Here is an 11500-nt window from a genome sequence, read left to right on the forward strand (position 1 = left end):
TTTTTGTGCAACATTTCAAAGGAAGTCGACATCCATGTCGATTGCACAAAAATCACAGGTCCCCCAACCCCCGGGCGCTTTACCCGGCCGCTAACGGCGACGGCGCGGAGCGGGCCTAGTAGCGGGCCGACTGCGTTTCACGCGCGTTGCGCTTCTCTTCGAACGCGTGCCTCTCTCCAAGAGCGCGCCGTGGATATCGTCGTCGATGCTCTCGCGTATGGCGCCGATGCGTTCTTGATTCGCATAGACGTTCGGGAAGCGTTGCGCGAGCCACAGGTAGAGCGTGGCCAGACGCGATCGATCTTCGTACAGCAGCAGGCGGTCGCGCGCGGTGACGGCTTGCATCAGCTCGGCGCCGTCGACGATCCCCGCGCTCGCGTGCTGCGCTCCCCATTGCGCGAGGACGTTGAGGCTCTGGCCGCGCGTCGTGACCGGCGCGCGGCTGTAGGTGCAGCGCACCTCGAACGGCAGCGAGAGAAACTCGGGCGAGAGTTCCAGCGCGAGCGCGACCTCGATCGTATCGCCCAGATCCGCGATGCGCAGGCCCGCATCGGTGTCGCGGAGCACGCGCTCTTGGAAGAACTGCAATAGGCGGCCGACGCGATTGGTGCCGATAATCGTCCCGAGGCGGCGTAGATGCTCGTCGGTCGGCGAGATCCAGATCGGCTGCGCCGGGGGCGGCTCGCTCTCACGTTCGATGCTGCGGCGCAAGAGCGCGACGTCGCGTGCGTCCAGCGCGGTCACTAGGCCTTCTTCGTGCATGCCGTAACGGCCGGCACGCCCGGCGATTTGGCGAACTTCTTGCGGCGAGAGCAGGCGCGAAGCGACGCCGTCGTACTTCTCGACTTCGGCGAAGATGATCCGGCGGATCGGCAGATTGAGGCCGAGGCCGATGGCGTCGGTCGCCACGAGTATGTCGGCGGCGCCGCTTCGAAAACGCTCGGCTTCGCGCCGGCGAACGAGCGGTGAGAGCGAGCCGTAGATCGCCGCCGAGGAGTATCCGCGCCGCCCGATCTCCGATTGGAGCTCGACGACGGCCGAACGCGAGAACCCGACGACCGCGTCACCCGGGCGTAATGCCGTTAGCGGCACCGCGGGCACGACGCGCAGGGGATTCTTGCGTTCGAAACGGCGTTCGGTGAGCGTTACGCCCAAGCGTTCCGCCAAGCGGTGCGCTGCGCGTAGGCCTTCTTCGGATCCGCAGAGCACGACGCGCTTGGCGCGGACGCCCGAAATCGCGAGCGTCCAGGCCCAACCGCGCTGCGCGTCCTCGAGCATTTGCGCCTCGTCGACGACCGCGACGTCGACCTCGCGCGAAAGATCGACCATCTCGACGGTGGAACTGGTGTGTTCCGCGTACGGATGGAGGATGCGTTCTTCGCCGGTGACCAGCGACGTCGCGACGTGCAGGTCGCTCAATCGTTCGTAGATTTCGAGCGCCAACAGTCGAAGCGGCGCGAGATAGACGCCGCTCTTCGCGGCCCGCAGCAGCTCGATGGCCGCGTGCGTCTTACCCGAATTCGTCGGACCGACGAAGTATTCGAGGCTGCGTTCCTGCGTCGTAAAGCCTTCGAGGTAGAAGTGCAGGCCGAGCTCGGCCTCGACGCGGTCGTCGATGCGTCGATTCTCCAAGCGCTGATACGTCTGCACGAGTTCTCTGCGAGCGTCTTCGAGCGCGGTGAAAAACGACGGGCGCTCGAAGACGCGCGTCTGCTCGATGTCGTCGGGCTCGGTTAGAATCTTTGCGGCCATGCGTTCCATCATCTCGCCGAACGCCGTGACGGTCGGGTCGATCGCCGCGGCTGCGGCAGCATCACCGGACTCGAGCGTCGGGTCGGCCGGGATGTCGATCGGGACGCCGCCGCGGATCACGACGGTCCGGGGCCCGATCTGGAGCGTTCGCTCGCTGCGGACGAGCACCGACGCCTTATTGACCCATTTCCAGCCCAATCGCTCGACGTGCCTGCGCAGACGCGCGCGCTGCGCGTGCCGATCGGTTAAACGCTCGGCCGTCTCATCGGTTGCCATCACCGTCTATTCGCCACCGGCGCAATCTTTCCGCACCGACCGGCCGCTTGGGTCTTCGAAGTCTGCGCCTTCACGTTGCATCGTGTAGCGTGAGCCGAGGTCCAATCGGCGATAGCGCGGTTTTTGGGTCGGGACCGTCCGCCACCGCGGCGCGGCTCGCCAAGGGCCCCTTCTGAGCCCGCTGAAGAATCGCCCGCGCCGCATTAACGTCCGCATGATCGGCGTGATGACACGCAATGCACACAAACTGCAACCTAGAGCGATTCTCCTTCGCAATATGCCCGCACGCGGCACACGTTTGCGAGGTATACTTCGGATCAACGTAGATGAGGGTGCGGGCGGCGCTTTCAGCCTTCTCCGCAATCAACTGCGCGATCATGCCAAAACCCGCATCGAGCAACGTCCGATTGAGCCCGGCCTTGCCCGCAACGTTGCGGCCGGGTTCTTCGATACTCCCCTTTGCGCTGCGCGTCATATTGCGCAAGCGCAAGTCTTCCAGCACGATGACATCGTTCGCATCGATCAGCGCGCGTGAGACCTTGTGCGCGTAGTCGCGCCGCTGCCGAGCAACCTTCTCGTGCAGGCGTGCGAGCGCATCAATCGCCTTATGCCGGTTCTTCCCGCGCCGTTTACGCTTGGCAACCACGCGCTGCGCCCGCTCAACGCGCAGCCGTGCCTTCGCGACGTGCTTCGGGTTGGCAATGAACTCGCCGTCGCTGGTTGCCAGCAAGACATTCACGCCGCGATCGAGCCCAATCGCGCGCCCGGTTTCCGGCAAAGGCTCGACCGCGCGCTCGCACTCAAACTGGGCGTACCAGCGCCCGAGCTTGCAGACCAGCCACGCTCGGCCATGCGGCGGCACGGCGCGCCCCTTACGCAGCTTCACGCTACCGACGCCCGGAATGCGGACGCGGTGCTGCGTCGCATCGAACTTCAGCGCGCGATCGCCATGCGGATAGGTGATCTGGCGCCAGCGGCGCGCAGCCTTGAAGCGTGGGAAGCCGGGCGTTTCGCCCCGCTTGCATCGCCGAAAGAACGCCTGCATCGCCAGATCCAACCGGCGCAGCATCGCATCTTCGATCTCGCGATAGACCCCGGCAAGATGCGCGGATTCCTTGCGTAGCGCCGTCACCTCGGCGTACTGCATCTTCATCGAGACGCTCACACCACGCAGCCGATACGCGTCTTTACGCTGCTGGAGCGCAGCGTTGTAAAGATGACGCGTGACATGCAAAGCGTGATGAAGCGCTATATCTTGCGAAGATGTCGGATAGAGCCGCACGGTTTCAATGCGCTTCATTCTACGATTATATCAGGCAGAATGCCAACTGGGTGGCCGAGTGAACGCGCAGAGCAGGAGTACACGCCGTGGTGCGTGGCCTTACGGCTAGACGCCTTGCCGCCAACGCGGCGAAATATCATCGCCGCTTGCAACGGAGTCGCTCGCATTCTACTCGCCACCAAGGTCCCGGCGATAGCGACGAAAAAAAGCAAGCATAGAACTTCCACCGTGCTTTTCTACGCTATGGGGAGTCTTTCGATGCGTCGTCTCATCCATCGTCTATGCGCCAATACATTGGCACTCGTCCTGGGCTGCGTTGCGGTGTCGGCATTACCGGTCGCCGCGGCCGCTCCCACCCTTGCACCGCAAACGGTGATGCACGCCCTCTCGTGGCGTAACATCGGGCCCTGGATCGGTGGACGGGTCGTCGCGGTGACCGGCGTCCCGAACGATGCCAACCTCTTTTACATGGGCGCGGTGGACGGCGGCATCTGGAAGAGCACCGACTACGGCAATCGATGGATCAACATCTCCGACGGTACGCTCCCGGGATCGAGCAACAGCATCGGCGCGCTCGCGGTCGCGCAGTCGAACCCGAGCGTCATCTACGCGGGCACCGGCGAGAGCGATATTCGCGGCGACGTCATCACGGGCGACGGCGTTTATAAATCCGTCAATGCCGGCAAGACCTGGACGTACGCAGGCCTTCGCGAGACCCACACGATTAGTTCGCTAGTCGTCGATCCGCACAATCCGAACGTCGTGTACGCATCTTCGATGGGGCACGTCTTCAAGCCGAACGCCGAGCGCGGCGTGTTCAAATCCACCGACGGCGGGGCGAGTTGGCACAAGGTGCTGTTCGTCAATGGCGAGACCGGCGCGATCGACCTGGTCATGGATCCGCACGATCCGCGCACCCTCTATGCGGCGATGTGGCAAGCCAATCGCACGCCGTGGAAACTCACCAGCGGCGGCCCGGGCAGCGGCCTCTACAAAACGACGGATGGCGGTGCGCACTGGAAGAATCTCACGCACAACCCGGGGTACTCGCATGCGATCCTCGGGCGCATCGGCGTAAGCGTTTCCGCAAGCCAACCGAACGTGGTGTACAGCATCACGCAATCCAAGGATGGCGGCGTCTTCAGATCGGCGGACGGCGGTGCAACGTGGACGCGCGTCAACAAGGAATGGAAGTTACGCCAGCGCGCCTTCTACTACATGAGCATCTACGTCGACCCGACGAATCCGAATACGGTCTACGTGCCCAACGTCGACGCTCTCTGGGTCTCGCATAACGGCGGCAAAACGTTCGCGAAGTTGCGCCCGCCTCACGGCGACAACCACATCGTCTGGATCAATCCTCACGATCCGCGCATCTTACTCGAAGGTAACGACGGCGGGGCGACGGTTTCGACCGACGGCGGCACGACGTGGAGCACCGAGCACAATCAGCCGACCGGACAGTACTATCACATCAGCCTGGACGACCAGTTTCCGTTTCACGTCTATGGCGCGCAGCAAGACGAGGGATCGTTCGAAGGGCCAAGCGCCAGCAGCGACGGCATGATCCCCGACGGCGCCTGGCACCGGGTAGCCTACGGAGAGAGCACGTTCGTCGCTCCCGAACCGGGCAACCCGAACGTGACGTACGGCAGCGGCTATTTCAGCATCTTCTTACGCTACGACATGGCGACCGGCCAGTATCAAAGCGTGAGCCCGTGGCCGAATTATCAGGAAGGCTCCGCGTCGCGCGAACTCAAGTATCGCTTCGGATGGACCCATCCGATCATCTTCTCGCCGGTGGATCCGAAACGACTGCTGATCGGCTCGCAGTACGTCTTGCAAAGCGACGACCACGGCGCGACCTGGAAGCGGATCAGCCCCGATCTCACGCGCAACGATCCGCGCACGGAGGCTCCCAGCGGCGGGCCCGTCGATATCGACCAGTCCGGCGCCGAGATCTATCCCGGTATCGCATCGCTGGCCGTTTCACCGCTCGACGGTAACGTGCTATGGGCAGGTTCGGACGACGGATTGATTCACGTCACCACCGACGGGGGTGCGCATTGGCGTGCCACCGCACCGCCGGGGCTGCCCATGTGGTCGGACATCACGTCGATCGAACCGTCGCACACCGCGGCGGGGACGGCCTATCTCACGGCATCACGCTATATGTGGGACGACTTCCATCCCTACGTGTACCGCACGACCGACTACGGCGCGCATTGGACCGCGCTGACCGGCGGCCTGCCGAACGATCAGTATGCGTTCGTCGTCCGCGAAGATCCGAACGAACCGAATCTGCTCTTCCTCGGTACGAAGAACACCGTCTACACCAGTTTCGACGGCGGGGCCCGCTGGCAACCCCTCTCGCTAAACCTGCCGCACGTGCAAGTCCGCGACATCGCGATCGATACTCGCCAGGGTGAGATCGCGGTGGCCACCCACGGCCGTGCGTTCTGGATTCTCGACAACCTCACGCTCCTCGAGCAGCTCGCAAAGCAACCCTCGCTGGATGCGAGTACGGCGCAACTCTTCGCCCCGCAGACAGCGTGGTTAACGCACGCCTACGGCGCAAGCGAGTATGCGAAGCTGATCCCGAACGTCGGAGAGAACCCGCCGTTCGGCGCGACGGTCATCTTCGCGTTACCGAAAACCGGCGCGAAGACGCCGATGACGCTCGCCTTTACGGATGAAAAAGGGCAACTCGTGCGCCGCTTCACGTTGCATCTCGGCACGGCGAAGGGCGACGTCCACGCCGGCGTCAATCGCTTCGTTTGGAACCTGCGCTACCCCGATGCCACCGAGGTGACCGGCTTTAAACCGCCGATCGCCGCAGGCGGCCTGCCCGACACCGTCGACGGCCCGATCGTGACGCCCGGCCGTTATGCCGTCGCCCTCACCGCCGGCGGATCGACGATCACCAAGCCGTTCGACGTAGCGCTCGACCCCCGGCTGCACGCAACGGCCGAGGATCTCGAGGCTCGGCTGGCGCTGCAACAGCGCATCCACGCAACCCTCAACCAGCTCGACGTCACGATCAATCGCGCGATCGCTACGCGCGATCGTCTGAATGCCGCGGTGGTTTCGCATCGCGTGACGCCGGCCAAGGCGCGCCCGGTACTCGCCGCGCTCGATACGACGATCCATGCTTTGGTGCAGCTCAAGATTCAATCGAGCGAGGGCAGCCTGTTGCATGCAACCAAGTTGCGCAGTCACCTCGCATACCTCGCGGCCGACATCGACCTCGCCTACCTTCGGCCGACCACCGCCCAGTATGCGGTCTTCGAAGACCTCGACCATCAGGCCACTGTTGGCGAAGCTTCGCTCAACGCCGCGATCGCTCGAGCGAATGCGCTGCTGTAAGTAACGGCGTTCGTCGAATCGTCCCGGTTTCATGAGCGACTTTATCGGGTTCGTACCGCTGCGTCTCGCTCAGGCGATGGCGGTGCTCGGGGCAATGCGCGCCGTCGCACGCGCCGGTAGCGGAGAGTCCCAAGCCGACGGGCTAGCGATCGTCGGCGCGGGACTCCACGTGCTCAGCCTTCCGTCGCTGGAACTTGCGGCGGTGGCGCCGGTCGCGCCGGCCGGCGTTGCCGCGCTCTTGCCGGGCGTCGCCGGGCGTCGCGGAGCGTCGTTACGCGATGGAACTGATCGCCGTCATGGCCTTCATCGACGGATCGATCGATGCCCAAAAGCTGCACGTAGCGCTCGACTATGCGGCAGCGCTCGGCGTGACCGACGACTACGTGGCCGATCTCGCCCAGACGGCGAGCGGGCACATTGCGTGGATCGTCGCCGACATGTCACGCGAGAACGAGATCAGCATTCACGGCTTGGATTATACCAAGGACTTCGTTTCGCAATTTCTTCCATACGACGCCGCACCGGATCCCGCGCTTGCCGCGCGCTTTCACGCACTCGAAGCCCTCGCGCCCTCGACGTTCGGACGCGCGTTCTACGATCACTACAACCTCAACCACTACGCCTTTCCCGGCGAAGCGCACGCGCTTAGCGCGGACTTCGCCCTCCCGCACGATTCGGCTCACCTGCTCAGCGGATACAGTACGTCCTTTCAAGGGGAGATACTCGTCTCCACGTTTACGGCGGCGATGCATCGGGCCGAGGGCATGGGCGGCCACATCCTCCCCGTCATCTATAGCTGGCACTTGGGCATCCAATTCAATCCGGTGGCGGTCGCGCGCAAGGGCTGGCTGGACCCGCAGAAATTCTGGCGCGCGTGGGAGCGCGGACGCAGCATGCGCATGGATACGTTCGGCCCCGCGTTCGACTTTTGGGCATCGCTCGAGGTTCCGTTGCAAGAACTGCGCGATGGGTACGGCGTCCCCGAGCTACTCGTCACCGACGCCGCTGCGGGAACGCCGCTACCGGTCCGCGGTTGGCCCGCCCCGTAGCCGGCACATCGAACGTGAAGGTTGGTTTAAGCTCCTTTAAGCATCCACAATCCGCGCATCATCCAACGTTCATCTTTCGCGCGTAAAGTCGGAGCATGAAGCATTCTCGAAGGGCGCCGCTGGCGTTCCCCGCCGTCGCTGCGGTAGTGCTGACCTGCGCCGTCGCAGGCCTGACGCTCGCGGCGCGATCCGAGCACGCATCCGCGGTCGCCACAACGTCGAAACCCACGATGCTGCTCGATCTGCGCAAGCGCGTGCGGTACGTGTTCGTCATCTACCAAGAAAACCACTCATTCGACAACTATTTCGGCACGTATCCGGGAGCGGAGAATCTCTCGACGGCGCTGGCAAAGGCGCACGGCCGCCGACAGTACGATCCGATTGGAAAGCGCTGGATCGCACCCTTTCGGATCGCCGATCCGGATATCGCGGGTCCGTCGCAAGCGCGCGCCGTGGTCTATCGCAAGTTCGACCACGGAAAAATGGATGATTTCGTCGCGGAGCAGGAGCGCGTCTCGTTAGCGAAGGGTTACGATGCAGCCGACGCGCAACGTATCGGCGAGCTCACCATGGCCCACTACGACTGCGATACGATTCCGTACCTTTGGAAGTACGCGCATGCATTCGCGCTCTTCGACCACATCTTCCAAGGCATGACGGGTCCGTCGACTCCGGGGAATATCGAAGCGATCGCCGGGCAAGCCGGTCAGACGCAATGGGCGCGCAACCCTGGCCAAGCGGCGGCCGCAAACGACAAAGGACGCGGCGTTCCCATCGTCAACGATTTAAACCCCGCCTATCCGCCCTACGCTGCCGACGACAGGGACGCCGTGAACCAAATCCCCCAACGTTACGCCACGATCATGCTCGATCTCGGGGGAAGCGCCGACCGTCTAGCGAGGAGCGATACGGACGGGGTACGCCGCGATCTCCAAGCGGTCGCGGCAAGCGGGCGTAAGGCGATCCCGTGGGGCTGGTACCAAGAAGGCTACGTCTCTCCTACCAGCGCGCGCGAAGGTTTCGAAGCGCATCACGATGCGCCGCAGTATTTTGCGTATCTTCGCAACAACCCGGTATTTTGGAAGAACGTGCATCCCGTGCAAGCGATGCTCGGCGCGCTCGCAAAGGGGAGGCTTCCGGATCGCGGGGTTTTCTATATCAAGGGTGGATCTCGCAACGAGTTCGGTTGGAAACCTGCGAACCGCAATCCAAAGGTGCAAGCGGCGTATCGCGGCGACGACGATCATCCGGGCGCTGGAGACAGCGATCATCAAGTAGGCGAAGCGTTCGTCGCAACCTTCGTTAATGCGATCGCACACAGTCGATACTGGAAAGATTCGGCGATCGTCATTACGTGGGACGATGCCGGCGGCTTTTACGACCACGTGCCGCCGCCTCACTTCGAACGTTGTGCGGACGGAAAGCCCTGCGGTGACGGCCAGCGGCTTCCCTTTATCCTCATTTCGCCGTACGCAAGGAGCGGGGCGGTCGTACACGATCGCGGGGACACCGCATCGATCGTGAAGTTCGTCGAAACGGTGTTCCATCTCCCCGCAATGGCCGAATTGCCCGATGAACGCGGCTCTATGCCGGAAGGGCCACGCGATGCCAACCCCGCGATCACGAATTTGCTAGGCGCATTCGATCCGCAGCGCCTGAGTGGCGCCCTCGCGCCGATTCCGGCTATCGCCGCGGAGATTCCGGGCGCCGTCGTGAACGCGTTTCCCCCGAAGATGTCGTGCGCGTCGCTCGGCATCGTTCCCGTGACGCTCGCCCACGACCGATCGCCATCGGGTTTTGCGCCACGCCCACTCGATCCGCGGCGTACTATCCACTAGCGGCTCGCTCTATTTAATACGCGCTTCATCTCGCGTTGACTTCGATTTAACATCCGGCTGCGAATATGAGAATATGCCGCTCTCTGTTTGCAAGAGGATACTTTTCATGTTTCCACCTCGTCGAATCGCAGCGCTCGCCGCGCTCGTGGCGACCGCGCTCCTAACCCTATCGCCCGGCGTCGTTCGTTCGGCCGAGGGCACGTTGGTCTCCGGTCGGATCTTAGACATCGATGGTGGCTTTCCGGTGGTCGCCGCAAAGGTGACGCTCGATCGCGGCAACGAGGCCGTAGCTACGGCGGTCACCAGCGCCGCCGGTGACTTTCGGTTTACGTCGATCGCTCCGGGCGATTATTCGGTGCTCATCAACGCGCGCGGTTATGAATTGACGCGCGCACCGGGCATCGTGATTTCCTCCGGCCAACGCTCGGTCAGCTTCGAGACGGCGATCCAGCGTTCGCACGGAAACCCGCGCACGATTGCAACGGTCGTAGCGCAACGGGCAGCGCTCCAAACCTCAACCACGATCAACGCGCACGTTTCGGCTCCTCTTCTACAGGATCAGAACTACATGCGGGCCGGCGACGCGCTGCAATCCGTCGCGGGAGTGAACACGAGCACGAGTTCCGCCGTCGGCGACGACCTCACCGTCAGTATTCGCGGCTTCGATCCGACCGAGACCGCGACGCTCCTGAACGGCCACCCGATCGGTCCGATCGGCGCATTTGGAAACGGCTTCGACTACCAGGTCTCGCCGTTTTGGGGACTGAGCGGCGTCAACGTGATCTTCGGATCGGGCGCGACCGGCATCTACGGTGCGACGACCATCGCCGGCGCCGTCGACTTCAACACCATTACCCCGACGCTCGAACCCCACGCCGTCATCCAGCAAGGCGTCGGCAATAACGAGAAGCTCCTGACCGGTCTCGAATTCACCGGAACCCTCGGGAAACTCGGATACGCACTCGCGCACGGCGTCGAAGGTACCGACGGCATGTTTTCACCGCAAGTCATCGCGCAGACCGGCAATCGCGGAAACGATTTTACGGCCGCTACTCTCGCGAACAATACCTACTCGGTGGCGGGAACCTATGTGTTGCACAACGATCTGCTGGATCTGCAGTACACGTTCGATCCGCGCACGCGCATCTCGGTGACGGGCTACTCGGCAACCTCGTGGGACGATAAGTCGGGGAACGGCGACACAGACTTTCTGCCCGGTCAGACCGTCGCGTATCGCGCCCAGCAGGCACTCGACGGCAACAACAATCAATCGACGATAACGCTTCCGAATCAGACGACCGCTACGTGCACGGGTTCGATCGCCGTACTGAATGACTCGGCGGCGAGCTACGGCTGCCTTCCGGTTAGCCAATACGCAGCGGGAGCGTCGGGTCCGGCCGGCGGCGGTACCGGCCCGTGGCAGGCCATTCGCAATCAAGATTACGATGCGCGCCTCACGCAGGCGATCGGGCGCACGCAATTCACCGTCGACGGCTTTGCCGATAGCTATGGCCTGGACTACAATCGCGCCGCGCAAGACAGCTCCTATAACAGCAACTACTACCGCACGCGCGGAGCGCTCGTCGGCGACGAATTCACGCTAGGAAGCCACGACCTTAGCCTGGGCTACTACTATCAGCATCAGCTTCACACGGGCGTCGCGTATCCGATCTTCGATCAATTCGGCAACCTGATTCCCACGGCCGGCCCGGCGGCAACCGGCGCCTATACGCTCACGTCATCCAGTTATTACCTGCGCGACGTCTACACGCCCAACCAGCGTCTGTCCCTGCTAGGAAACTTCTGGTTCCAACGTTCGAAGAATACCGCCACAACGAACTTCGATCCGCGTTTGACGGTCGTCTTTCGCCCCGACAATCGCGACGTCGTGCGCCTAACGGGCGGCCGCTCGTACAGCGAACCCGATCCCTCGCTCC

The 11500-nt window shown here is 63.2% G+C and carries 6 protein-coding genes; 4 read left to right on the forward strand and 2 right to left on the reverse strand.

Annotation, left to right across the window (positions count from 1 at the left end; translation table 11 throughout):
* Nucleotides 1–90: 90 nt before the first annotated feature.
* Nucleotides 91–2028: a helicase-related protein gene (locus VMW12_08045; GenBank protein HUZ49672.1), complete on the reverse strand. Its 1938-nt coding sequence runs from the start codon at nt 2026–2028 to the stop codon at nt 91–93.
* Nucleotides 2029–2098: 70 nt separating this feature from the next.
* On the reverse strand, nt 2099–3328 hold the full coding sequence (locus tag VMW12_08050) for a transposase (GenBank protein HUZ49673.1): 1230 nt from the start codon (nt 3326–3328) through the stop codon (nt 2099–2101).
* Nucleotides 3329–3568: 240 nt separating this feature from the next.
* Here VMW12_08050 and VMW12_08055 point away from each other — a divergent pair, with 240 nt between their 5' ends.
* From VMW12_08055 to VMW12_08070, 4 genes are all read left to right on the forward strand, one after another.
* Nucleotides 3569–6676 (forward strand): glycosyl hydrolase, encoded by a 3108-nt coding sequence (locus tag VMW12_08055; protein HUZ49674.1) that lies wholly within the window; start codon nt 3569–3571, stop codon nt 6674–6676.
* A gap of 278 nt (nt 6677–6954) precedes the next feature.
* On the forward strand, nt 6955–7725 hold the full coding sequence (locus VMW12_08060; GenBank protein HUZ49675.1) for a hypothetical protein: 771 nt from the start codon (nt 6955–6957) through the stop codon (nt 7723–7725).
* A gap of 95 nt (nt 7726–7820) precedes the next feature.
* Nucleotides 7821–9563 carry an alkaline phosphatase family protein gene (locus VMW12_08065; GenBank protein HUZ49676.1) on the forward strand — a complete coding sequence of 581 codons (1743 nt, stop codon included), beginning with the start codon at nt 7821–7823 and terminating at the stop codon, nt 9561–9563.
* A gap of 106 nt (nt 9564–9669) precedes the next feature.
* Nucleotides 9670–11500: TonB-dependent receptor (locus tag VMW12_08070; protein ID HUZ49677.1), on the forward strand; the 1831-nt coding region annotated here is incomplete at its 3' end.

This window comes from Candidatus Dormiibacterota bacterium, assembly GCA_035532835.1.
GTDB lineage: Bacteria > Vulcanimicrobiota > Vulcanimicrobiia > Vulcanimicrobiales > Vulcanimicrobiaceae > DAHUXY01.

Excerpts from the sequence above, each read along its gene's own strand:
- VMW12_08045 (HUZ49672.1), bottom strand. The coding sequence starts at position 2,028 with ATGGCAACCGATGAGACGGCCGAGCGTTTAACCGATCGGCACGCGCAG.
- VMW12_08050 (HUZ49673.1), bottom strand. The coding sequence starts at position 3,328 with ATGAAGCGCATTGAAACCGTGCGGCTCTATCCGACATCTTCGCAAGAT.
- VMW12_08055 (HUZ49674.1), top strand. The coding sequence starts at position 3,569 with ATGCGTCGTCTCATCCATCGTCTATGCGCCAATACATTGGCACTCGTC.
- VMW12_08060 (HUZ49675.1), top strand. The coding sequence starts at position 6,955 with ATGGAACTGATCGCCGTCATGGCCTTCATCGACGGATCGATCGATGCC.
- VMW12_08065 (HUZ49676.1), top strand. The coding sequence starts at position 7,821 with ATGAAGCATTCTCGAAGGGCGCCGCTGGCGTTCCCCGCCGTCGCTGCG.